General features: G+C 50.4%; 22 protein-coding genes. 7 read left to right on the top strand and 15 right to left on the bottom strand.

The genetic code is table 11. From position 1 onward, the window contains the following. Positions 1-10 precede the first annotated feature (10 nt). From L3D05_RS26790 to L3D05_RS19375, 12 genes are all read right to left on the bottom strand, one after another. Complete coding sequence (locus L3D05_RS26790; protein WP_239617984.1) at positions 11-832, bottom strand: DUF6597 domain-containing transcriptional factor; 822 nt, start codon at positions 830-832, stop codon at positions 11-13. 31 nt (positions 833-863) lie between these two features. Beyond that, the gene (gene lgt, locus L3D05_RS19425) at positions 864-1,646 is read right to left on the bottom strand and encodes a prolipoprotein diacylglyceryl transferase (protein WP_239617983.1); all 783 of its coding nucleotides are present in this window, start codon (positions 1,644-1,646) and stop codon (positions 864-866) included. An 85-nt stretch (positions 1,647-1,731) separates the two neighbouring features. Continuing rightward, positions 1,732-2,532 (bottom strand): M56 family metallopeptidase, encoded by an 801-nt coding sequence (locus L3D05_RS19420; RefSeq protein ID WP_239617982.1) that lies wholly within the window; start codon positions 2,530-2,532, stop codon positions 1,732-1,734. Next, positions 2,529-2,960 (bottom strand): BlaI/MecI/CopY family transcriptional regulator, encoded by a 432-nt coding sequence (locus tag L3D05_RS19415; RefSeq protein WP_239617981.1) that lies wholly within the window; start codon positions 2,958-2,960, stop codon positions 2,529-2,531. The genes L3D05_RS19420 and L3D05_RS19415 overlap by 4 nt, the downstream gene beginning before the upstream one ends. 93 nt (positions 2,961-3,053) lie before the next feature. Next, positions 3,054-3,425, bottom strand: a complete 372-nt coding sequence (locus L3D05_RS19410; RefSeq protein WP_239617980.1) for a VOC family protein — start codon at positions 3,423-3,425, stop codon at positions 3,054-3,056. A gap of 12 nt (positions 3,426-3,437) precedes the next feature. Beyond that, positions 3,438-3,809, bottom strand: coding sequence for a MarR family winged helix-turn-helix transcriptional regulator (locus L3D05_RS19405; RefSeq protein WP_239617979.1), 372 nt, complete (start codon positions 3,807-3,809; stop codon positions 3,438-3,440). Between the two features lie 245 nt (positions 3,810-4,054). Beyond that, on the bottom strand, positions 4,055-5,338 hold the full coding sequence (locus L3D05_RS19400) for a hypothetical protein (protein ID WP_239617978.1): 1,284 nt from the start codon (positions 5,336-5,338) through the stop codon (positions 4,055-4,057). Next, complete coding sequence (locus L3D05_RS19395; RefSeq protein WP_239617977.1) at positions 5,325-5,840, bottom strand: sigma-70 family RNA polymerase sigma factor; 516 nt, start codon at positions 5,838-5,840, stop codon at positions 5,325-5,327. Before L3D05_RS19395 ends, L3D05_RS19400 begins: the two co-directional genes overlap by 14 nt. A 158-nt stretch (positions 5,841-5,998) precedes the next feature. Next, positions 5,999-6,691 (bottom strand): TetR/AcrR family transcriptional regulator, encoded by a 693-nt coding sequence (locus L3D05_RS19390; protein ID WP_239617976.1) that lies wholly within the window; start codon positions 6,689-6,691, stop codon positions 5,999-6,001. 51 nt (positions 6,692-6,742) lie between these two features. Then, positions 6,743-7,915, bottom strand: a complete 1,173-nt coding sequence (locus L3D05_RS19385) for an FAD-dependent oxidoreductase (RefSeq protein ID WP_239617975.1) — start codon at positions 7,913-7,915, stop codon at positions 6,743-6,745. An 89-nt stretch (positions 7,916-8,004) separates the two neighbouring features. Next, positions 8,005-9,432 carry an MDR family MFS transporter gene (locus L3D05_RS19380; RefSeq protein ID WP_239617974.1) on the bottom strand — a complete coding sequence of 476 codons (1,428 nt, stop codon included), beginning with the start codon at positions 9,430-9,432 and terminating at the stop codon, positions 8,005-8,007. A 224-nt stretch (positions 9,433-9,656) separates the two neighbouring features. After that, the gene (locus L3D05_RS19375; RefSeq protein ID WP_239617973.1) at positions 9,657-10,265 is read right to left on the bottom strand and encodes a manganese efflux pump; all 609 of its coding nucleotides are present in this window, start codon (positions 10,263-10,265) and stop codon (positions 9,657-9,659) included. Between the two features lie 460 nt (positions 10,266-10,725). Between L3D05_RS19375 and L3D05_RS19370 the strand changes: the two genes are divergently transcribed. The 7 genes from L3D05_RS19370 to L3D05_RS19340 all read left to right on the top strand — a co-directional run bounded on the left by L3D05_RS19370 (position 10,726) and on the right by L3D05_RS19340 (position 19,363). Next, positions 10,726-11,637 (top strand): formylglycine-generating enzyme family protein, encoded by a 912-nt coding sequence (locus tag L3D05_RS19370; RefSeq protein ID WP_239617972.1) that lies wholly within the window; start codon positions 10,726-10,728, stop codon positions 11,635-11,637. 30 nt (positions 11,638-11,667) lie between these two features. Then, entirely contained in the window at positions 11,668-13,077 is a 1,410-nt protein-coding gene (locus L3D05_RS19365) for a sulfatase family protein (RefSeq protein ID WP_239617971.1), read from the top strand. Between the two features lie 15 nt (positions 13,078-13,092). After that, entirely contained in the window at positions 13,093-15,024 is a 1,932-nt protein-coding gene (locus L3D05_RS19360; protein WP_239617970.1) for an ABC transporter substrate-binding protein, read from the top strand. Between the two features lie 94 nt (positions 15,025-15,118). Next, entirely contained in the window at positions 15,119-16,117 is a 999-nt protein-coding gene (locus L3D05_RS19355; protein ID WP_239617969.1) for an ABC transporter permease, read from the top strand. Positions 16,118-16,131: 14 nt separating this feature from the next. After that, positions 16,132-17,295 (top strand): ABC transporter permease, encoded by a 1,164-nt coding sequence (locus L3D05_RS19350; protein ID WP_239617968.1) that lies wholly within the window; start codon positions 16,132-16,134, stop codon positions 17,293-17,295. Positions 17,296-17,306: 11 nt separating this feature from the next. Then, positions 17,307-18,329: an ABC transporter ATP-binding protein gene (locus L3D05_RS19345; protein WP_239617967.1), complete on the top strand. Its 1,023-nt coding sequence runs from the start codon at positions 17,307-17,309 to the stop codon at positions 18,327-18,329. A 17-nt stretch (positions 18,330-18,346) separates the two neighbouring features. Continuing rightward, positions 18,347-19,363, top strand: a complete 1,017-nt coding sequence (locus tag L3D05_RS19340) for an ABC transporter ATP-binding protein (protein WP_239617966.1) — start codon at positions 18,347-18,349, stop codon at positions 19,361-19,363. Positions 19,364-19,507: 144 nt separating this feature from the next. Here L3D05_RS19340 and L3D05_RS19335 read toward each other — a convergent pair whose 3' ends face one another. From L3D05_RS19335 to L3D05_RS19325, 3 genes are all read right to left on the bottom strand, one after another. Continuing rightward, positions 19,508-20,644, bottom strand: a complete 1,137-nt coding sequence (locus tag L3D05_RS19335; RefSeq protein WP_239617965.1) for a stalk domain-containing protein — start codon at positions 20,642-20,644, stop codon at positions 19,508-19,510. 78 nt (positions 20,645-20,722) lie between these two features. Continuing rightward, a complete protein-coding gene (locus L3D05_RS19330; RefSeq protein ID WP_239618196.1) occupies positions 20,723-21,367 on the bottom strand; it encodes a hypothetical protein in 645 nt (214 codons plus the stop codon). A 191-nt stretch (positions 21,368-21,558) separates the two neighbouring features. Next, positions 21,559-24,350: S-layer homology domain-containing protein (locus L3D05_RS19325; protein WP_239617964.1), on the bottom strand; the 2,792-nt coding region annotated here is incomplete at its 5' end.

The following is a 24,350-nucleotide window of genomic DNA, read 5'->3' as shown; positions in this document are numbered from 1 at the left end:
TATAAAGTAACTAATCGGATTGTATTGGAAAAATAGGACACGCGCCCGATATAAAGTTCCCCGGCGTTATTCCGTAGCGTCTTTTGAATTCATTAATGAAATGCGACTGGTCGTAGTAACCGCTATGGACGGAGAGATCCGACCAATTCACAGCGTTCTTCGTCTGTTTCAGGTGCTGCAGCACGCTTTGGAACCGAATGATGCTCGTATATTCTTTGGCCGTAATGCCCATTAAAGACTTGAATGTTCTCGCGATATGTCGCTCCGAGATCGTATAGTACTCCGCAAGCTCCGCTATCGTCATTTTCCCATTGTTAACCGCAATGCAGTCCAACATCCCGCTCCACTTCGGGTCCATATCATATCGTTTGAATCGGGTAATGAGATCTTTTTCAATAAGATCTATTCTTTGTTCTAACGACAATTCGACTGACCACATTCGATGTGCGAATGCCGCCGCTTTACTTCCCCACGCTTCCTCCAATCCCATCATGCCGTTAGCGAGTAGACCAGCCTCTCCCTTTAACAGAAAAGGAATGCTATGGGGTAAAAACCGAATGCCGAACAGGTGAACGTCGCCGATCATCGGAACGACGTCCGCTTCGCTCATTATGCCTACGAAAAAAACCTCGCCCGTCATTAGGTCAAATAGAATATCCACGCATCCGTCCGGCAGAACCCTGTGAAGCGCTTCTTCCTGCAAGGGGGAGCTCGAATTCAAATTCCAATAACAAGCGATATAAGGTTTTAAAGAATCGCAAGGCAGCCTCTCGCTATAGTTCAACCGAGGATGGACTTGTCTATTATCGATAAATTGAATGGGAACGTACACGATTATCGACCCCTCTTCAACTTATAAGCTACTATGCTGAAATTTGCAACTTAGTACGATCACGCATGACAAGGTAAATCATCATACCCAAGCTTACTGCAATAACGCTAAAGCTGGTCCATTGACCTGCTGTCCAACTGAACGCGTAGCGCGGGGAATCTCCACGTAGCCATTCCAAGTTAAATCTCCCGAACGAATACAGGATGTTATAGCTCAGGAATAATACTCCGGCTGTCCATTTCCTGCTTCTGAGCAGGATCAGCAAGACGAATACGATCAGATCCCACTGCCCCTCCCATATTTCGGCCGGCCACAGCGGTTGCGAGCCGTAGACGTCGTAAGCCATCGTTCCTTCCGGGTAAACGATGCCGAAGCCCGATCCGGTCGGCGAACCGTACGCGTCTCCATTCAAAAAACAGGCGATTCTGCCGATCGACTGGCCCAGTACGATTGCCGGAGCCAATAGATCGGTCAACTTCCAAAATGACAAGCGATGCTTCTTTGTATACACGATCAACGCAACGAAGCCGCCTATCAACGCACCTTGAATCGCAATTCCACCGTTCCAGATATATACGATTTCCGTAAGGTGTTTGGAGTAATACTCCCATTGAAAAAAGAAAACATGCCAGATCCGTGCACACAATATCGCTCCGACGAACACATAGGGCACAATGTTTACCACATGCTCCTGATAAGATGTGCCGGCCGCCAGATAACGGGCTACCCCTAACGCTAGCAGCACCGCCAAAGCTACGACGACTCCGTAAGAATGTACATGGAAATCCCCAATCGTAAATAAAACAACTTTCATCCGTTTACCCTCCAATGTAAATATCGTCAAAATCGACGCCTTAAATGTACTACACACTGTAGTATGATTGCTTAAAAAAAGGGGATTATGAATCCCCGCCCAGCATTAAGAGCAACAGCAGCGAGAAAGATGCGAGTAAAGGTCTAACCACGGCTACCTTTACCTTCACGGTCTTGTCCGGCTCCAGAACCTGCATGATTCGATAATGCAACGTCGCCGACGCAAAATGAACGGCTGCCGCATGTTTCCGCATTTTCCCCATTTTCGACAACTTCAGCAATACGCTGGCTAAAGGAAGCTCCGTCCCCATCCGACGGATCGCAAAGCGGTCGGCGAGCAGTTCTGTCCATGTTTGGTAGTAGCGAAATATCGGCTTCATAATCGGCAAATACTCGAAAGCTTCCGACAACAGGGTAGTCAGAAACATTTTAGCATTATCGCGATTAAGACAATGATGCCATTCATGCAACAAAATCGCCTTTACTTCGTCGTCGCTGTAAAGATCGAGAGCCGCGGTCGAGACCACGATTTTCGGCTTCCGCATCCCAATCGCCAGCGCGATGAACGCTTCGTCCCTGACGACGATGATCTCCGTCTCTAAGCTGCGGTACTTATAGTTAAGGCGTTTCGTTAGCTTGTGATGCTTAATGGAGAGAAACAGCTTTAACCATTTCCGGGATAAATAAGCTTGAGCAATCATTCGCCAGATCGCCCTGAAGAGCGTGTATCCGATGATTAAGTCCAATACGACGTAAGTTACGGTAGCTCCCCGCAAGATGTCGTCTCCCAATTGATGAGCGGCGAACATCCCCATTTGCACGCTGAACGCAGCGATGAACAGGACCATCCCCGCAAAGATCCATCTCAGCTTAATCGGAGGATTCATGGTTTGGTTCCTCTTCTGATTTCGCTTAATTTGCGTTCGAGCTTCGCGATCGTCTCCTGATCGACATCGTCAAGCGCATCGATCATGTGGTTCACGACCAAACTTCCGAATTCCTCTATCAGTCCCTGTGATACAGCCTTCGTCTGCTCGGAAAGAAACTGTTCCTTGGTCTGCACGGTACTGAACTTTGCCGCTTGGGTTCTGCCGGTTCCGGTCTGTACTTTCGTAAGATGGCCTTTGTCCAGCAGTCGGTTCATCACCGTCATCACCGCGTTAACCGAAATCGAATTTTCTTGATTCAGGATCGACTGTACTTCCTTGATGCTCAATCCTTCGGAAGACCAGAGAAGATCCATGATCTTCGCTTCGAGCGGCCCAAAAAAGCGATTAAGTCCCTCTGCGCTTACATTCAGTCTTTTAATCTTCATACCCTCGCACCTCATCTTACTACATAGTGTAGTATATTGGTTTTGGGCATGTCAACCAGCGTGCTCAATTATCTCTCAATCTGCTTTGCGCAATCAAGCCCGATAGTAAGATAGTACCCAGCACACGCCATTCCGGTCGGTGACGATGGCCAGCAATCCATTAAACGGAGCTTCATACACTGCCGTATTGATTTTCCCGCCGGCTGCGAAGTCTCCATAAACCCTTCGGAACGCTTCCTCCGTCTCGATTTTCAAGAAGACTCTCACGTAGTCCCCTTTCATTTCCGGCTTCGCCACTTGAGTATCGGCAAATTTAATGGTGACACCCTCCAGATTCAGGTCCGCGTTAAGAACCTCTTCCCCTTGCTTGCGCAGAATTTCAATCTCGCCGCCAAGAACGCTTTGATAGTACTTGATTTCCTCTTTGCAGTTATCCACTACGATAAACGGATGCACGATCATCATCCTTACAGCCTCCTACTCGCTCAGATTGCGAAGCACTTTTTTTAGCGACACCATCATCAGGTCATATTCCTCATCGGTAATGCCCTTACGAGTCTTGTTCTTGACCCGATCCAATGCTTGCTGCACCTTCGGTACCACTTCGCGTCCCGATTCCGTCAAATAGATCAGCTGATAGCGATTGTCGGCAGGATCAGCTTCCCTCCGTACGTAACTTTCGGCTTCCAGCTTGGCGATTGCCTTGGCGGTAGTCGTCTTGTCAATGAGCAGCTTCTCGCTCAGCGCCTTCTGCGTGATCGCCTCCTGGAACGCAATCACCATTAGAAAAATATACTGTCCGCTTCCGATCCGATAGGGTGCCAGCTCGGCTGAGATCAATACCTGCATGTGGCGATAGATGGCCGAGATGTATTGGCCGTGCGATTCCGTTGATTCCTTACCCTCGTGAGTCCACTGTTCGTTCAGTTTACTTCACCCCTAGATAGAATGCTATTGCAACTAATTTGAGTATATGTCGAATAGGGTGCTATTGCAACTAATTTTATTCCAACAAAGAAGATCGGATAGTCACCGCAACAGGGTGATGTCCCGATCTTCTTGTGAGTCGCATCGAAAGTTTCCCTGCAAGAAACTCATTCTTCCACCTTGAAATCTTCCTCCGACCATTCAAATTGCCACGGCCCTCTAACAATTACGCCCGGTCTTACCAACTTTAATTTCACTTGCTTGCTGCCTGGTTCGACATCAAATTCAATGTAGTCAATGACCCCGGTCGTTGCCTTTAGTTTAGCGACGCTGCTAATTCCTTCAATGTCGAAGTTATATAAGGATGCAACGGCTTGATCGTTATAATGGAAATCCAAATATACTCTAAGCCCGTTTTCCTTTACTCTTTCGGTCTTTGTGATCGTTACGGGGAATCCGGCGATCTCGAAGGTTTGGTCGATATGGTCTTTGGCTTCAGTCGGGATCTTAATCGAAACCTCGTTTTTGTAGATTACTCCTATCTCAGGCAATGTTAATGTATAGCCATTCGGTGCGTTATCCGACGACAATTTAAAATAAAACTCGCCGACGGGACTGCCCTGAATATGTTCGATCTCCAATTTCTTGCCCTTGTCGTCTAATACATTTAATTTACGATTCTCGTGGTTATACACGCCAAGTATTCCGTAATCAATAATGTTAAAATCCTCGGAATGGCGAGCAACCAACGAGATTCTTGCCTTTGCTCCGACTCGATCGGGAATTGCGGTAATGGATACTCCGTTGACCGTATCCGTCTCGCCCATCTCAGGGTAGCTGGAATAGGTTTCTGCTCTCGCGAGAGTCAGGGGCACTTCGATTCTAGGTTTCAAATCGATGACCAGCTTAATGTTTCCGCTAGCATCCAGCTTTCCTTTATACCAGAACCCGGATGTCCACTCCGTCAAACTCCACGAGGAATTGGCACTGCTTAAGGTATATTCGATTCCTTGCGCGTTTACTAAAGTAACCTTTTCAATGAATCTAGGCGACTCTGTGCCCGTCATCGTGATATAAGTCATCTCTTCATCCGACAAAATACCCGTAATCATAATGGACCCTTCTCCGACGCTCAAAGAAATAGGTTGTTTCAGAATATAACGTTCCGATGGCGAATTATCTTCTTTGACAATGCCTATGCCAGGGACGAATTGCAGCGTTTTCTGTATCGCGGCCCATACATAATTATGGTTCATGAGGTCCGCCGACAGAAATAATAAGGCAAGCCCCGCAACAATAACACCCACTGTTCTCCTAATCCGTTTGCTCTTGCTACGATAGCCTTCTTTTTGCTCCATAATAGCCCGTTCAATGCCCAACTTACTTCTTTCACGCAAACCCGAAGGAATAGGGATATCCCGGAGTTGCTGTTTAAGATTATTTGAACTCATAAACGTCTTCCTCCTCCACCCGTTTCCGGAGTTTCCTTAATGCGCGATACAACAACGTCTTCCCTGTTCCAAGCGGAATGTTCATGATCTCGGATAGTTCACTGATCGTATAATCATAGTAAAATCTCAAAATGACCACATGCTTCTCTTCAATATCGAGCAATTCGATTAAATCCTTCAACGATAGGGCAAGAGGAAGATCGCCTTCGTCGATCGCCGTTATTGAATCGTAGTATTCGGACTTCCATTCAACCTCTCTTTTGCGTTTGCGGAGCAGGTCGATGGAACAGCTGATGGCTATTTTGATGAGCCAGGTTTTAAAGTACTGGGGCTCCCTCACCTTAGCGATGAATTTATAGGACCGATAAGCTGTTTCTTGGACAATGTCCAGCGCGTCCTCCTGATTGCCTACATAAACGTAAGCCGTACGGTATATATCTTCCTCATACTGCCGGTAAAGTTCTAAGTACGCGATTTCATCGCCTTGTTGCGCCCTGCTCACCAGATCTATAATCCTCATCACCCGCTTAGCAATTACTCTTATATTGATTAGACGTACTTAACTGGATATTTAGCTTTAAAAATAAACCCATTTAACATCTAGGCATAAAAAAACAGAGCATCGGCAACTACTTCACCATGCTCTGCACTCCATTTGTCTCACACTTCTTTGTGGTCTTGCGTCTGCAGGATTCCCCGTAATATCACTTCGAGCCCCCACCGGAAACGTTCCCTCGATGCGGTGTCTCCGGAGAACATTTCCTCCTTCAGACTAGCTATCAGAGGATAGTTAACCGGATCGGCAGACTGGAACGACTCCTTGATGGCCGACATCTGCTCCGTCCCGTGCTTCTTCCAAGAAGCACGTTCGAATGCAATGGAGGAGACGTAGAAAAGGAACAAGTCTACTCCCCATGCCGCGGACGTAGACCGAACCCCGCCCTCATGCAGCGCGGAGAGGATGTATTCGGTCAACCGAAACGAGTTGGCTCCCGTCGGGATCGTGGTGAGCGAAAGCTCGGCGAGGCCCGATTGTTCGAACAGAAGCATGAGATACGCATCCAGACAGCCGAACAGTTTTTCCTTCCATGTTCCTTCCCCGGAGTCGGGCAAAACAAGCTGACCAAGACCGTGATCCAACACGTACGAGTTCAACTCTTGAAGGTTTTTGACGTAGACATACAGCGAAGAAGGTCCGGTGTCTAGCGCTTTGGCGACTTTGCGCATGCTCATGCCCGGCATGCCTTCGGCCTTCAGCAGTTCAAAGGCTGTCGTCACGATGAGCTCATGGCTAAGAGGTACCTTGGCCGGTCGGTCCCGGCGACTTACAATGGTTCGTTTGGGATTCATCATACTTCCCTTATAGCACGCCTGAAGAAAATAGTAAACCCGCCGCCCGGAGCGTTATTGCTGGCTATACTGTTCATGGTACTGGTTCATCAAATTGCTGAGCTTAGCCGCGGCATCGTCGGAGAAGATCAACTTAAGGTTGTCATACGACTCCCGAGCCTTTTCGGACGAATACTCATACATTTTTTCTTCATACGCCTCAATGGCTTGGGCTAAGTTGTTATGCTGGACGATGGACAGTGCCAGCTCCAGAGCATCCAGCATCGCCAGGTTTACGCCTTCGCCCGCGAATGGAGACATGACATGGGCCGCGTCCCCGATAAGCGTGACCCCGGCGTTGCGTTTCCACTTAAAGCCGACCGGTAGCATATAGATCCGTCTGGGCAGAACGGCGTCTTCCGCATAGCGGAAATAATTTTTCAGCGTATCGTCCCAGTCGTTGAACATCTCCAGCAATCGGCGCTTGGCCTCTGCCGGCTGATCGAACGGGATGCCGCAGGTTTCCAACCAATCCCGCTCTGCTTCAAAGCTGGCATAAACCTTAATGCGCCCGTCCCCGTTGAATTGGCCGAGAATGCCTTTGTGGTCGCCTAAGGCAAACATTTTGCCGAGCCGGTTAAATTCCGCCAGATCAGGGTGATCTTCAGCCGCATTCAAAACATTGAGTTCTACCATAGTGAGACCGGAGTATTCGGCCTTAACATCCGATAACAGGGGACGCACACGAGAGAAGGCGCCGTCGGCTCCGATCAGAAGATGTACCGTATCCGTAGACCCATTCTCGAAATGGAGCTCGGTCATCCCATTGTCCATAGAAACCGCCCGATCCAGTTTATATCCGTATTTGATACAGTCGGTGTCAAGGGCGCCCAGCAGCAAATCGCATAGTACGCCGCGATCGATTTCAGGCCGCTCGCCTTTGGCATCCTGTTCCGTAATTTCGTCGATATAAATCTTCCCGGATTTATCCATGACTCGGAAATCCTCGCCTTCATACCGGACAATTTCCTGGAACTTCTCGTACACTCCCGCTTCCTTAAGGGCTTTCTGTCCCGACTCCTCGTGAATATCCAGTGAGCCCCCTCTTTCGCTGCTCATGTCATGCGGTTCCCGCTCATAAACGACGGGTTGAATACCGTGGCGTTGCAAAATCAAGGCAAGCGTCAATCCTCCTGGACCCGCCCCAATAATAGCGATGCGTTTGCGATCATTAGATACTGTTTTCATTACGGCCAACTCCTTAGCAATATAGTGAAAAACTTTGGAAATTGTTTAGGATAATGAAGGGATATTCATACTACACATACCGTTTATCTTCAGGGTGCTTTCTTCTGTAGAACAAGAGGCTTTCTGAGGAACAGGCTAAGAACCAAGGCGACGAGCGAAAAGGATAGCGTAATCCAGAAGGTGTGGCCGAATGCGCGCCCCAGCTGTTCCACACTGTGCTGAATAGGCAAGTCTCTCATCTGGCGGGAGAGGTACGCGGTCGTAATCGTAATTCCGAAGGATGACATGATCTGCTGCGCCGAAGCAGTGATCGGGGTCACGCGACTGACAAGCTCCTTGGGAGCCGACTTAAGCACATGGGTGTTGATTTGCATCATCGTCAAGCCTTGGCCAAGTCCGACAAAAGCAAAGCTACACATGATGTAGAACGGACTGGTGTCCGCCGTGATCTGCGTCAAAGCGAACAACGCGCAAGCTAGGGACGTTATCCCCACAAAGGCGACCGGGCGAACGCCGTATTTGTCAAACAGCTTGCCGCCGATGTTGATACCGATGGTCGACAAAATCGCTTGGGGAATGACGTACAGTCCAGCCTCTAACGGAGAGAGCCCCTTAACCTGCTGCAGATACAACGGGAACAGCAGTAGGCTTCCGAATAAAGCTATCTGGTTCATCCACGCTAGGATAATGCCGTGCGTGAACGCCGGTGAGCGGAAAGTCCGCAATTCGAGCAGCGGCTGCTTCTGTTTGAGTTCATTCCATATGAATAGGAGCAAAGCCACGACCCCAATCCCTAACGTGGCAAGCGTCCACTCGTTGGACCAGCCTTTGTCTCCCGCTTGGTGAACACTGAATACAAGCGAGGCGAAGGCGATTGGGGCTAGGAACATTCCCGGAACATCCAACTTCAACTCATGTACCGGCTTGGAAGCCGGAAGGTACTTCTTTGCCATCCAGAAGGCAAAGATCCCGACCGGAAGGTTAATGAGAAAAATCCAGTGCCAATTGATGTATTCGATCAGCCAGCCCGACAGCACAGGCCCGAGGATCGGAGCCAGCAGCATCGGTATGCCGAGAATTCCCATGACGGAGCCGCGCTTGTCAGGCGGTGAGACTCTGAATGTCGTGGCGATCCCGATCGGAGCGACCATGCCGCCGCCCAGTCCCTGAAGGATCCGGAAAGCAATCAACTGTTCCGGCGTCTGAGCCAACGTACAGAGCAAAGATGCGAGCACGAACAGAACGATACTCGCGAGGAACACCCTCTTGGCCGAGAATCGGTCCGAGAACCATCCCGCCAACGGAATAACGGCTGACAAGGCCAGCGTATACGCAGTAATAACCCATTGAATGATGCCAAGATTAGTGTCGAACGTACGGACCAGCTTCGGAACGGCCACATTCATGACGGTGCTATCTAGAATAACCAAGAACATTCCGGTAGCCACGGCCAACAATATCGGCAAAATCTTCTTTATCGAAAATTCAGCTTGAGCGCTATGAGATTGTATTGTCATTGGTCCACCCCTCCTTTATTTAGTAGTTCCATTCATCCCCGAATGTACTCGCGATCCATTCAAGGCGTATCTAAGTTATATCATAACGAACAGTGTTCGTAAAGAACTATGTTCGTTAATAAATAAACTTAAAAAGGACCGCAACAGTCCGCCTTCCGGCAAGCTGTCACCGCCCTCAAATCCGCGTTTGGCGCTGTCCCTCCTAACTCGTGAACGGGGTTTGGTCAAACGAAAATTTCATAACAACCGATGATAATTAACAAGATACACCCTAGTAAATTGGAATACTTCCCAAGCCACGATTTCGCAACCCTACTCCCCAGTCGAATGCCCATATCAATAGATAGAAGAGAAAAGAGACCGACCGAAATTGCCGAAAATAATGGAGACACCCCGCTGGCACCAGCGCCTATGCTACTTGCTATGCAATTAATCGCCAATGCAAAGCCCAGTGAAATCGACTCGACCCACGATATGATGCGGTCATTATTTTTATCCGTTTTATCGGCTAGGTAATCAGGGGCATCATTATTGTCACTGCTTTCGGCTTCTCTTTCCGCTTTTTTGCCTGGTGATAAGGTAGTGAGAATTCCCCAAATGCCAAGGGAAATGATAACAAAACCTCCGGCTAGATTGCCCCAAAACGGTGAAATGAAGCGAGATAGATATAATCCTGCGGACATTGCCAGATACGTCGCTGCCATGGAAAATAAAGCAATTAAAATATTGGATAGGAAAGGTACTCTAGTCGAGCGCGCTCCAAATGTTACGCCGATTCCTAAATTATCTATATTTGCAGCAATACCGATGATGACGATAGAAAACCAGTGCATTTCATTGCCCCCAACCGTATTTAGTTAGTTAACTTATGCGTGCAATCGCCCAGCTGATACAAGAGCACGCAAAGTTTGACTTCGGCTTCTTGTCGACTTCTATGCATAAAAAATACATCGCCATAGGGTATTGCCCCACAGTGCGATGTATTCTGAATTTACATACTGGAGATACTATTAGGTTTCTCTGTTGTAAGGGGAAAGAAGGCCGGTGCGGCTCGATCAAGGCACTTTTTTGGCCTTCGTTCTTCAGACGAGGCTGGTGCGCTTGACGGGACAATTGTAGACGTAACGGATAAACTATTGACACTTCAATGCAGCGAGTGTAATATTTACTAAATAATTCATAGTTATCCTCTAGGAATAATAGTCAACCAGACCACTGGAGATCATTGTCCTTCTTACGAGAAGGAAGAATGGTCTTTTTTTGCGTCTGAGAGTCGGAAAGGAGCTGGTTGGCATGACACGCACGGGCAATTGCTGCTCCGCTTCGAGGGGAATCGCGTTGACAGGGACTAGCGGCGCGAAGAGGATATCTACCTTACCGTCGGTTCAGGATCGTACAGGCATGGTACGGCTGACCGGAGGAAAGTTCCTAATGGGAACCAACGACCCGGAAGGGTTTCCGCAGGATGGAGAAGGTCCCGTGCGCGAAGTGGCCGTTGCGCCTTTCGCTATTGATCAGTGTGCCGTATCCAACGAGCAATTCAGGACATTCGTGCGCGATACGGAGTATAGAACGGATGCTGAACGGTACGGCTGGTCGTTCGTGTTTCATCTACTCGTCCCTGAGCATACGGGTGCTCACGTCATGCAGGTCGTCCAACAAACGCCGTGGTGGTGGCAGGTTAATGGGGCAAGCTGGCGCCATCCGGAAGGCCCCTACTCGTCGATCGATGACCGACTTAACCATCCGGTCGTACATGTATCGTGGAACGATGCTCAGGCCTATTGCCAATGGGCAGGCAAACGACTTCTAACGGAAGCCGAATGGGAATATGCCGCGCGCGGCGGACTCGTCCAGAAGCGATATCCATGGGGGGATTTGCTAACGCCTGACGGGGTGCATCGTTGCAACATCTGGCAGGGCAAGTTCCCGGTCAAAAATCACGCGAGCGACGGGTATGAGGGAACGGCTCCCGTGGATACATATGAGCCGAACGGCTACGGGCTATATAACATGGTCGGCAATGTCTGGGAGTGGTGCGCCGACTCCTTCGATCGCGGCGCTGCCGGCGCCAAATCCATGCGAGGAGGATCGTATCTCTGTCACCGCTCGTATTGCAACCGATACCGCGTGGCCGCGCGAAGCTCGAATACGCCGGACAGCTCGACGGGCAACATCGGCTTCCGCTGCGCGGCGGACCTATGAAGATGTATACCAGTAGAGGAGAGTGAGTGCATGTCGCGCAAACCGAACATATTATTCATTTTATCTGATCAACACCGTTACGACAGCATCGGCTACAGTCGCGATTATCCGGTCAAGACTCCGAATCTCGACAGGCTAGCGGAGGAAGGAATCGCATTCACGAACGCATATACTCCGATTCCGCTCTGCTGTCCGGCAAGACAAGCTTTGCTTGCGGGCGTCCGTCCGGAGACGTTCAACGCATTCTGGAATGCGGACCTCGTACCGAACGGCGAGATTGACCCGAACGGGTACACGTGGACGAAGGAACTGCAGAACAATGGATACCAAACCGGCTATGTCGGCAAATGGCACGTGCATCAGAATCATCAGCCGGACGCATTCGGTTTCGGCGATTATAGAAGCGAACGGGATTATCGTGAATATCGCAAATCGAAATTACCGGACGAGCAGCCGCCAACGGACCTCGTAAAATGGTTTTTCGGCGGAGTCGATCCGGTAGCGCTTGAAGATACGCGCACGCATTGGCTTGCCGATCAGGCTATCGAGCTTATCGAGAAATATAGCAAGAGCGATGAGCCGTGGCACCTGAGACTGGATTTCCCCGAGCCGCATTTGCCATGCCAACCGCATCAAAGTTTTCTCGATCTGTATGACGGGGAGAATATCCCGCAATGGAGAAGCTTTCCCGATACTTTCGAGAATAAGCCGTACATCCAAAAACAGCAATTGTTGAACTGGCGGGTCGAGGATTACACGTGGGACGACTGGGAGCCGGTAGTCCGCCGATACTACGCGATAATAAGCCAGATGGACGCTGCCATCGGTCTTGTGCTTGAGAAGCTGAAATCGCTCGGGCTGGAGGACGACACGATCGTCGTCTATTCCACCGACCATGGCGACATGTGCGGGGGCCATCGCATGATGGATAAACATTACATCCTGTATGACGATGTTATTCGAGTCCCCCTTATCGTGAAGTATCCCGCCGCTATCGCCGCCGGGCAGCGTAGCGAGGAGTTCGTATACAATTTGCTCGACCTTCCGCCAACGCTGTTGGAGCTGGCAGGCTTGCCGGTGCAGAGCTTCTTCCAAGGTCGTTCGTTACAGCCGCTTCTTCAGGGACAGACGCCGGATGATTGGCGCAAAGACATTATCTCGACTTACAACGGTCAGCAATTCGGCTTGTACATCCAGCGGGCGATCCGCACGGAGCGCTACAAATACGTCTGGAACATGACCGATATCGACGAACTGTACGACCTTCATAACGATCCGGGCGAATTACGCAATGTTATAGGAGATTCCGCGCATACCGAGGCTCTTTCCGAGCTGCGCGCCCGACTGTACAAGGGACTGAAGGACGCGGGAGATCCGTTCCTGAAGTTTGACTTATGGCTTAAAAGCCAATTAACCGAGAATCGCAAAATCTTAACTTAAAGGAGCACGATACCTATGAAAAAAATAACGCAAGCTTTATTATCTATACTACTTATTTCCAGCCTAACGCTGGCAGGCTGCCAATCGTCCGATTCGAAAGACGCCGCAGCCCCCGCTACCGCCGACGTCAACAACTCTTCCACTCCATCATCGTCTCCCTCTTCCTCATCTAGCTCGAAGTACGGTGAATCGCCTTTCTTTAGCGGTAAAAACTTACCTCCTGTCCTTGACCGACTCCCGCTTGAGCCGAAGCTGACAAATGAGCTGCCCGCCGACTATTTGAACCTTGAAATCGGAACGTACGGCGGTACGTTGCGCACTGCGCGTACAGACGTCGTGATCGACAATGACGTATTCATCATTAACAACGAACCTCTCGTCAACACGCCCGGCTTGCTCGGCGAAGAGGTGACTCCTAATGTCGTGAAGGACTTCAAAGTAAGCGACGACCAGAAGGAATTTACGTTCACGTTGCGCGAAGGCCAAAAATGGTCGGACGGCGTTCCGCTGACGGTCGAGGACGTAAAATTCACCGTGGAGGATGTACTATTCAACCCAGAGCTAACCCCCGTGTTCCCTTTATGGCTGAAATCGTCGGCGGGGCCGGACGGTAAACCGTTCACGTTCCAGGTTGTCGATGACTATACGTTCAAAATCATTTTCGATAAGCCTTACGGCGGATTCCTGATGCAGCTTGCCGTACAAGGATGGCGGGGATATACGGAACTGATCAAGCCGAAACATTTTCTACAAAAATACCATACGAAGTATACGCCGCTCGAACAACTCGAACCGGAAATTAAAGCCGCGAACTTCGGCACCGGAGAATGGGCGAAGCTATTCATCTCCAAAGACTTGCTGAACACCGAGTTCTCCTATCCGAAGGCGGTCGGTTTCCCGGTGCTGACGCCTTACATTCAAGTGAAATCGGGCGACAAAGCCTTATACGAACGCAATCCTTATTACTTTAAAGTCGATGCTAAAGGCAATCAGCTCCCGTACATCGACAAGCTCGAGAGCAATTTCGTACAAAACCTGGAAGTCGTAAAATTGAAAATCATGGCGGGAGAGATCGATCACTCGTACGAGTACGTATCCATTCCGGATGTCTCCTTACTGAAGGAGCATGAGCAAGAAGGCGGCTATAAGGTGTACGTTAATAACCTGCACCGGACCGCAAACGATATTGAACTGAACCAGACATTCGATGACCCGGTATGGCGTCAAGTCGTCGGCGACGCGCGATTCCGCCAAGCGCTCAATCTTGCTCTCGACAAACAAGAAATCGACGACACCGTGTTCTACGGATTCGCGAATCCGGCAGCGTTCCAGGGAGCGGAGCGCGACCTCGACAAGGCCAACAAACTGCTTGACGAGATCGGACTGAAGAAAGGCGAAGACGGCCTGCGTAAAGGACCGGACGGCAAAACGTTCACCATTCCGCTTGAAGTGTCGACGCAGATGGCAGACTTTGCGACACTCGGTCAACTCGTCGTGGAGCAGTGGAAGCAATTAGGCCTGGACGTGTCGCTCAAGCAAATCGATAACACGCTGTGGACGACCCGCAATAAAGCGAATCAGCTGAAAGCGACGATTATGTTCACGCCGGGGCCAGTGCAATGGGCGCGGTCGGAGTGGGGGCAGAACATATGGGCGCCGCTATGGGATCAATGGTGGAACAGCGCCGGCGCTCAAGGCGAGGAGCCTCCGCAGGACGTTAAGGATTTGTTCCAGTCCATCTTCAGCTTACGTGAGCTTCCAATCGAGCAAGCAAAACAAAAACGCGAGGAAATTAAGAAAAACTTCGCCGACAAGGTCTGGTACTTCATCCACAGCGAGAATATCGCCGCTCCGGTTGCGGTGAACGCCAAAATCGGCAACTTCTCCGACAAAGGGTGGGGGATTGCGCAAAACTTTGCCGGAGAACAGTGGTTTTTCCGTAAATAACGGAAAACGTTAGCGTTAAGGGAGCCCAGGACGGATACAAGCCCCGCCTGGGCTCTTGTTTTGCGTCTCTATTGCGGAAGAAGGGGGATCTTCAATGCTGACCTATATTAGTTACCGGCTGCTGCAAATGATTCCGCTGCTATTTGTCATTAGCGTTATTGTTTTTGTGATCATTCAGTTGCCGCCAGGCGATTTTCTTACGACGTATGTAGAGCAGCTCCGACTGTCCGGTTCGGATGTGGATGCGAGTACGATCATTCAACTGAAGGCTCAGTACGGGCTGGATTTGCCGTTGTACGGCCAGTATTGGGTTTGGATTAAAAATATCATCCTCCATGGCGACTTAGGCATGTCGATTCAGTGGAATCTGCCCGTGTCTGAAGTGATCGGCGATCGGTTGCTACTCACGCTGCTTATTTCGGTCATCTCCCTTATCTTAATTTGGATTATCGCTATCCCGATCGGCATTTACTCCGCCACCCACCAATATTCATGGCTGGATTACGCGTTCTCGTTTGTCGGCTTTATCGGGCTTGCGATTCCGGGATTCCTTATTGCGCTGCTGCTTGTCTACTTCGTATTTAATCTGACGGGCTTATCGGTGACGGGGTTATTCTCGCCGGAATACGAAGGGGCCCCATGGAGCTGGGGCAAGCTGCTCGATTTGCTGCCGCATATGATCGTTCCGGTCATCATCGTTGGACTCTCCGGGACGGCGGCGCTTATTCGCATTACGCGGGGGATGATGCTCGACGAGCTATCTAAGCAGTACGTCATAACGGCTCGCGCCAAAGGGGTGAGCGAGCGAAGGTTGCTGTTCAAATATCCGGTGCGACTCGCTATTCATCCTCTCGTCAGCACGATCGGGTGGACCATTCCGGCGCTCATTTCCGGCGAGGCCATTATCTCGATCGTTCTTAACTTACCTACTACAGGGCCGATTCTACTCAAAGCGCTAATGGTTCAAGATATGTATTTGGCGGGAAGCTTCTTGCTAATATTGAGCGTATTGACCGTATTCGGAACACTACTCTCGGACATTTTACTTGCCGTCGTCGACCCGCGCATTCGATTCGGAGGAACCCGATCATGATTAGGAAGGTTATTGTGAAAAAAAGTCGCACATGGCTGCGCTTAGATCGCTCCAAGACGGTTTCGTCGCCGGAGCACACGCAGGACCTTAGGCAGGGGTTTGAATTCGCCTCCCAATGGCGGCTTATGTGGTGGAAATTCCGCAAGCACAAACTCGCGATGATTGCGGTTCCCGTACTGCTGCTGCTGTATTTGTCGGCGATTTTTTGCGATTTTCTGAGCCCTACCTTACCGACCTCGCGCTTTGCCGATTACAAGAACGCGCCGCCGCAAGGGATTCACTTCTACGACAAGGAATCTGGGTTTAGCCTGAGACCCTTCGTATACGGCATGAAGATGGAGATGAACAAGGAGACTTTCCGTCGCCAGTTCACAACCGATAAGTCCAAGAAATATCCGCTTCACCTGTTCGTAAAGGGGGATCCCTATTCCTTTCTCGGACTGTTCCCGACAACGACGCATCTGATCGGAACCGGGAATCCGGACGCACCTTTTTTCCTGATGGGTACCGACTCGCTCGGGCGCGACCTGCTAACGCGGATATTGTACGGTGCGCGTATTTCTCTGTCGTTCGGAATCGTCGGGGTTCTGTTGACGCTGGCGCTCGGATTGCTGCTGGGAGGACTATCCGGTTATTTCGGCGGATTCGTGGATGTGGTTATCCAGCGACTCATTGATTTGCTTATTTGTATTCCTACGATACCGTTATGGATGGCGCTCGCTGCCGCTCTGCCGCAAGACTGGACATCGGTGCAGCTCTACTTCGGCATGATCATTATTTTCTCGGCGATTAACTGGACGGATCTGGCTCGTGTCGTGCGCGGTAAAATGCTCTCTCTGCGCGAGGAAGATTTCACTCTCGCTGCTCGCCTTGGCGGAGCAAGCAACCTGCGCATTATCCGCAAGCACATGCTCCCGTCGTTCTCCAGTTACATTATCGTCATTGCGACAATGGCTATCCCGTCGACCATTCTGGGGGAAACAGCGCTAAGCTTTCTCGGTCTAGGAATGCAAGCGCCGGCAGTGAGCTGGGGCGTTCTGCTGCAGGATGCGCAAAACTTGCAGACGGTGGCACATGAACCTTGGTTACTCTGGCCGGCGGCGTTCATCGTTGTCAGCGTTCTGATGTTCAATTTTGTCGGTGACGGGCTCCGCGATGCGGCAGATCCGTACAAGTGAGGGGGAGCGTCATGAATACGGTCGCAGAAGATACCGTCGTATTGGAAGTGAAAGGACTGACAACTCATTTTCACCTGGATGAAGGCGTGCTCAAGGCGGTAGATGGCGTAGACTTAAGGTTAAAAAAAGGGCGTACGCTCGGAATCGTCGGCGAATCCGGCTGCGGCAAAAGCGTGACATCGCAGGCGCTGCTGCGTATTGTGCCGAAGCCGGGGCGAATTCAGGGAGAAATATGGCTACGTCGCTCAAAGGGAGATAAACAAGGAGAAGTCGTCGATATCGTCAAGCTACCGGATAAAAAGAAAGAAATTCGAGAGATCCGCGGCGGAGAAATCGCGATGATTTTTCAGGAGCCGATGAAGGCATTCTCGCCTATTCATACGGTAGGCGACCAGATTATGGAGGCTATCTTGCTGCATCGAACGGAGGACCGTAAGGAAGCATACCGGCTTGCGGTGGACACGCTCGTTGAGGTCGGAATGTCCAATCCGGAGCAGCGAATGAATGAGTATCCGCACCAGCTTTCAGGAGGTATGCGGCAACGGGCGATGATCGCCATGGCCGTATCCTGCCAACCGGCGATACTCATTGCGGATGAGCCAACGACAGCGCTTGACGTGACCGTACAGGCGCAAGTACTGGATCTGATCGACGGGCTTAAACAATCGACCGGGACATCGGTCGTGTTCATTACACACGATCTAGGCGTCATCGCGGAGATTTCCGATGAAGTGGCGGTTATGTATTTGGGGAAGGTCGTAGAGTATACCGATGTCGATACGTTATTTCACGGTGCTATTCATCCGTACACGAAGGCATTACTAGCCTCTATCCCCTCGGTTTCGAGGCGGGAGAGAAAAACGCGACTCGATGCCATTGAGGGCAGAGTGCCGGTTCCGATGAATTTGCCGCAGGGGTGCGGGTTTTACTCCCGCTGTCCTAAAGCGCAGGACGGTGTATGCAATTTAGCTGATATTCCGCTCGTTGAAGTGCGGAAAGGACATTCGGTAAGGTGTCTGCTGGTCGATGCTTAAATAAAGGAGGAGCATTTATGCAACATGAAGCGGAAACCATAGTGGACACGAAGGCTATTCGCAAATATTTTCCGATTCGCAAAGGGTTACTGAAACGGATAGTCGGTCATGTCAAGGCGGTTGACGGTATCGATCTCCTCATTCGTCAAGGCGAAACTTTCGGGCTCGTCGGCGAATCCGGCTGCGGAAAGTCGACGTTCGGACGGTGCCTATTACGGGCGATCGAACCTACGGAGGGGTCCATTCAGTTCCGGGAGCGCAATGGAACTCGCGTAGAAGTAACCGAATTGAATGCGAAGCAATTAAGGGCGATTCGACGCGACATGCAGCTTATTTTTCAGGACCCGTATGCATCGCTGAATCCGCGTATGACCGTCTTTCAGATCGTCGCCGAACCGCTTATTTGCAATGGGCTCTATCAGGGAGCGGCTCTACGAAAACGAGTCGTTGAACTCGTCGAAAAGGTAGGGCTGGACGCACGCCATCTAGAGCGATACCCTCATGCGTTTAGCGGAGGCCAGCGTCAGCGCATAGGTATAGCTCGAGCATTAGCGACCGACCCGACGTTTATCGTGTGCGACGAGCCGGTGTCGGCGCTTGACGTATCCGTACAGGCGCAAATTCTCAACCTACTCCAAGATTTGCAGGAAGAGATGAATCTGAGCTACCTGTTCATTTCTCACGATCTCGGTGTCATTCGTCATATCTCCGACCGCGTCGGCGTCATGTACGTCGGTCGAATGGTCGAGAGCGGCCCAACGGATGACCTGTTCGAGCATCCGCGCCATCCTTATACGGAAGCGCTACTTGCATCCAGACCCGTGACGGATCCACGGCTTCGCGCGAAACGGCAGTTGCTGCAAGGCGAAGTCGCGAACCCGGCCTCCCCTCCCGCTGGCTGCCATTTTCACCCACGCTGCCCTTACGCACAGGAGGTGTGCAGCATGTCGTCGCCGGAGCTGAGGGAGGTCGGCGAGAATCACTACGTCGCATGTCATCTGGCCCACGAATTAACGTTAAACGGGACGCGATAAGTTTATCCCCCCACGAACCGCAAAAAGGCACGCAAGTTGCGGCTCGATCAAGGTACTTTTTCGGCCTTCATGCTTCAAGCCAGGTTGTTTCGGCTCGATCAAGGCACTTTTTTGGCCTTCGTGCTTCAGACGAGGCTGGTGCGATTATTTTTCGATTTTGCCCGTATCCACCACTTCGAAATCGGCGCCTTTGATCTTGCCGAGATTGCGCAAGTCGTCATCGTCCCAACGCGGATCAGGCGCTCCGCTAAGATATAGGCTGCTGCCGTTATCGGCGACGATCATTCCGTATTTTTTCAAGGCATTGAGAATAGCTTGGTTCGTTCGGGAATAGCCGGATACGTCAAAATCCTGGCGCAACCGCAATCTCAGCCCCATCGGCGGAAGGTTGGGGTCCGTGCTGCTAGAGGCATAGTGGCTTGCGGGAAAAACGAAGCCTGCCTGCGTTTTACTGACGGTAAATCGGAGCGCATGGTTAATTTCTCCCGAGGAAGCTTCGTCGTAACGGACAAGTCCCGGAAAAATAGGCAATCCCGCGGCATCCGCCGAGGTCCAATTTCTCGGCCGCTGCGCGTTGGACTTCAGGTTCCACTTGGCTCCGCTAGAAGCTGTCCAGCCTTCGCCCGATGGGCGCGCATTGTACAACTCGTAAAGCATTAAGTTGTCCTTATCGACGACAATGACATGTCGGTCGCCGGAGCTATCGGACCCTCCCTCGATTGGCGCGTTCATCGGAATCGGATAAGGGCCCGGATCGCTTTCATCCCCGTAATCCGTAAACTTCACTTCCACTTTCGCTTGGTCGCCATTTACAACCGTATACGGAATTCCGAATGGCGAGTTGTCCCATACTTTTCCGAAGTCTGCGTGTACCCCCAGACCAGAACCGATGGAGGCGATAAAGTTTTTCGAATTCGCATGAACGGGATACTTGGATATATCCGTATTCCATGCATTGTCCTTCGGAAACACTTGCAAACCAGACGGATTAGCCGTCTCCTCCGGTTTCGCGCCAATATAGATAGAGCTTGTGGAATCCACCCATTTTACCGTTTTTCCCAACGATTCGGCTGCGAATCGCAAAGGGACATACGTCGTATTCTTATACATAAAACCCTTCAGATCTTTCGGAGGCTGCTTGTTCGTTCCGTCAAAATAATAGTGAATATCTCGAAAATCAACTTTGATCGTACTTGTGGCAGCAAAGGTTATCCCGGAGAAAAATATTGCGCCGCATACGAAACCGACCGTTCCTGCCTTCCAATTTCCCCATTTTCCCACCTTGTTCACTCCCCAAATAGGTATACTCCTCATTACCTTACTCTGACATTTTTTAACATTCAAGATTATTTTCGTTAACTAACAATTATTCGTAACTTCCAATTTATTGTCGTCGTATATCGTACCGTACGTGGCGCATAACAGCATGCCGCCGCAAACCTCGCTGCTCACTTGAAAATGGACGTTTTCTTCAAAGGTATCCAAGCTATCCGGATTAATGGTTACGATAAGCTTTTTAAAGTCTAGTACCGGTAAATATTTATCTACAATCTCATAACTCGTTAGTTTATCCCGATTCGTATACGGATCGTATTCCCGGAGTTGCTTATAAATCGGACTCGAGAGGTGTGGGTCGCGGTTCAATCGCCCGGATTCGTCTTCAAATTTTATTATTTCTTCCTTTACGATATAATCCGGGTACTCGCCAATATCGACCGTATTATCGTCAAACTGCCAAAAAGGATATTCAATATCGCATAAGTGCGTAATAATCCACATCAGAAACTGCTCGCTGATCCTATCCGCATTTGTTTCCAAATCTTTAAATCTGGCACCATAATAAACCGCCGCCTTCTCAAGCATCCCTGCCCGGGACATGTCGTCGCTAGCTCCTGCCGCCTCGCATCCGTCGAGATCGATGATGACAGTATCAAACTTGCCCATCGCGCCCAAATCAATCGACTCGCTCCAATAAGCTTCTCCGTCACTAGCTATTTTGATCATCAAGATTATCCTCCACGGACATACATTTGTATTCATTCAAAGAACTGATCAACATTGAAGCAAATCAATACAAGGCCGGATAAATTACCAGTTCATTATACATTACGACCTGAGTTCGAGGCATAAAAAAATACATCGTGCCAGGGATTAACCCACGGAACGATGTATTCCAAATCCTTCTACTTATTCTATTATTGTTTCAGCATCGCGCTGATCGCCGGATCGGCTTTTAACGAGTTGATAATCACGGTTACTGCTTCTGAGCGCATAACTTTGTCGTTCGGAAAGAAATGGGTGGCATCCCTGCCTGATATGATTCCGGCGGTTGCGGCATCATCGATTACGTTCTTTGCCCAGTATTGGGGGCCAACATCGGCAAATGATTTTGGTGCGCTAGATTTTAGTTCTATAAGGTTTACGATTTTCGAGATAATCTTAACCATTTCAGCGCGAGAAATGGTTTGATCCGCCTTAAATGTCCCATCCGGATAGCCGCTAATAACGCCATTGGAAGCTAGAATCTCAATAGACGTTCGAGCCCAGTTGTTTTGTATGTCTGGAAACGAAATGTTGCCGTCTCCCAATGCCAGGTTAAACGCTTTTACGATCATTGCGCTGAACTCGGCACGGGTAATCTCTGCGTCTGGTTGAAAGCTTCCGTCCGGATAGCCGCTGATTATGCCTAGCTTAGCGGCAAGACTTATATTGTTGGTCGCCCAATGAGATTTTGTATCATTAAATATCGCGGATTTATTGGCTGTCAAGGCGTTACTGACAGCAGTTACCAATTGATTGTGATTAACGATATCTTTGAACGTATTGTTTTTCTGGATTGGAGGCTCTTTCGCAGGCTCTATTGGATCCTTCCCCGTTGAATTTGGAAGAGAGTCAAAGCTTCCGCCTCCGGTATAGCTCGGAGAAGTTACCGTCAGGTTGATACTCACAGATTGGCCGCCGTACGTGGCGGTTATCACAGTGCTACCTGTCGCATTACCGGTTATTATGCCGCCAGCAACAGTTGCGACAGCAGGAGATTGAACAGTCCAAGCTGTGAATGGCGTTACATCCAGTTGAGATTGATTCGAATAATCGGCTGTTATTGCCGTCGAAGCGGTATTTCCTCTTTGAACAGTGATCGTCTGAGGGTTAGCGCTCAGTCTTACTACCGCCGTTACATTGACGTTCTTGGTGGCCGTGTTGCTATTAGCCGAGCCGTCATTTACGGTGATGCTGATCGTGCGCGTCGCCGTATTCGGCGTAATCGCCGAGTCGGTATAAGTTACGGCACTTAATGCCGACTGCCACTGTACCAAGGTTGCGCTAGCGCCTAAAGAAGTCAGCGTCATCGCGCCGGTAGCGCTGTTGTAGCTTGCTGTGATATTTCCATTTGTCGCACCGTCGTTGATGAAGCCCAGCACATCTTCGCCCGCTTGAAAGTTGCCGGTAATAGCAACCGTCGCGCTGGCTAAGGTGGAACTATCCAGATCGGATACCGTAATCCCGGAATCAACGGCGATAGGCGTAGAGGTTACATTATTGCTTGCCGTAAAGGCACTATTCCCGCCGCTTGTTGTCACAATAGGCGAGTGATTCGTCGCGGCTACGGTGACGTTCTTGGTGGCCGTGTTGCTATTAGCCGAGCCGTCACTCACGGTGAAGCTGATCGTGCGCGTCACCGAATTCGGCGTAATCGCCGTATCGGTATAAGTTACGGCACGCAATGCCGACTGCCACCGCGCCAAGGTTGCGGTAGCACCTGAAGAAGTCAGCGTCATCACGCCGGTAGCGCTGTTGTAGCTTGCCGTGATATTGCCATATGTCACTGCGCTGGTGTTGCTGAAGGCCAGCACATCTTCGCCTGAATGAAAGTTCCCGGTAATAGCAACCGTCGCGCTGGCTAAGGTGGTATTGTCCAGATCGGATACCGTAATTCCGGAATCAACGGCGACAGGCGTAGAGGTCGAATTATTGCCTGACACAAATGCGCTCGAACCGCCGCTTGTAGTCACAATAGGCGACTGATTCAGCACCGTAACTGTGACGTTCTTGGTGGCCGTGTTACTGTAATCCGAGCCGTCATTTACGGTGAAGCTGATCGTGCGCGTCACCGAATTCGGCGTAATCGCCGTATCGGTATAAGTTACTGCACTTAATGCCGACTGCCACCGCGCCAAGGTTGCGGTAGCACCTGAAGAAGTCAGCGTCATCACGCCGGTAGCGCTGTTGTAGCTTGCCGTGATATTGCCATATGTCACTGCGCTGGTGTTGCTGAAGGCCAGCACATCTTCGCCTGAATGAAAGTTCCCGGTAATAGCAACCGTCGCGCTGGCTAAGGTGGTATTGTCCAGATCGGATACCGTAATTCCGGAATCAACGGCGACAGGCGTAGAGGTCGAATTATTGCCTGACACAAATGCGCTCGAACCGCCGCTTGTAGTCACAATAGGCGACTGATTCAGCACCGTAACTGTGACGTTCTTGGTGGCCGTGTTACTGTAATCCGAGCCGTCATTTACGGTGAAGCTGATCGTGCGCGTCACCGAATTCGGCGTAATCGCCGTATCGGTATAAGTTACTGCACTTAATGCCGACTGCCACCGCGCCAAGGTTGCGGTAGCACCTGAAGAAGTCAGCGTCATCACGCCGGTAGCGCTGTTGTAGCTTGCCGTGATATTGCCATATGTCACTGCGCTGGTGTTGCTGAAGGCCAGCACATCTTCGCCTGAATGAAAGTTGCCGGTAATAGCAACCGTCGCGCTAGCTAAGGTGGTATTGTCCAGATCGGATACCGTAATTCCCGAATCAATGACGACAGGCGTAGAGGTCGCATTACTGCTTGCCGTAAAGGTACTATTTCCCCAGCTTGTAGTCACAATAGGCGACTGATTCGTATCGGCTACGGTGACGATCTTGGTGGCCGTGTTACTGTCATCCGAGCCGTCATTTACGGTGAAGCTGATCGTGCGCGTCGCCGTATTCGGCG

Source organism: Cohnella mopanensis (genome assembly GCF_022352055.1).
In the GTDB taxonomy this organism is placed as follows: Bacteria; Bacillota; Bacilli; order Paenibacillales; family Paenibacillaceae; genus Cohnella; species Cohnella mopanensis.
This window is presented reverse-complemented; position numbering and strand designations above follow the sequence as displayed.